Source organism: Mesorhizobium dulcispinae, from assembly GCF_033977345.1.
Taxonomy (GTDB): domain Bacteria; phylum Pseudomonadota; class Alphaproteobacteria; order Rhizobiales; family Rhizobiaceae; genus Mesorhizobium; species Mesorhizobium dulcispinae.
This window is the reverse complement of the sequence record NZ_JAVIIY010000076.1, coordinates 1-594: the sequence shown is the minus strand read 5'-3', so window position 1 is coordinate 594 and position 594 is coordinate 1. Positions and strand designations below refer to the sequence as shown.

Genomic DNA, 594 nt, shown 5'->3' with positions numbered 1-594 from the left:
CGATTGTCGAGCGGACGCACCGCGAGCCGCAGGCTAGCGAAGCTTCCTCCAGCCGCGTCGCAGGCCGCGGTGATGATACCCCGCAGGAACGGTCCGCGCGCGTCCCCGTTGGTCAACCACGACTTTTCGCTTCCGCATTGCGCGGAACGGGCATGACGCGGCGCCGTTTTCCTTTGGCGCGAGAAGGTGAAGCAAGCGAGGAAGAAAGCGCTTTGCGTTCTGACGATGAGCCGGGACGCGGTGATCATGCAAGCGAAAGTTCTTACGCTCCGGTCCTGTCGCATCGACAAACCACGTCCGATAGGAACGCAGGGCCAGGAGAGCGACGTGCCGACGATGGCGCAGAAACCAACATCCGTCTTGGAAGCGAGCAGCGGTCTCATGGGCAAGGACGGCAAGCGATTGCTTCGCGTTCCGATGCCGGATCGCGGCGCAGAGATGGCGTCACCGAAAGCTCACACACCTCCGCCCCGTCGCATGGTCGAAACCCATCCGGCATGGAGGCCAGGCCGCCACGCTGTGACGATGGGAGCGCGCGCGATAGCCGCCGCATAGGTTCTCAACGGCCTGAAGGGTCGCGGCAGCAATCAGGCG

General features: G+C 64.1%; 1 protein-coding gene. It reads right to left on the bottom strand.

Annotated features, from left to right (window positions below; translation table 11 throughout):
- Positions 1-248 (bottom strand): hypothetical protein (locus RFN30_RS32315; RefSeq protein WP_320265983.1); only part of this gene is annotated, 248 nt, incomplete at its 3' end.
- Positions 249-594 lie beyond the last annotated feature (346 nt).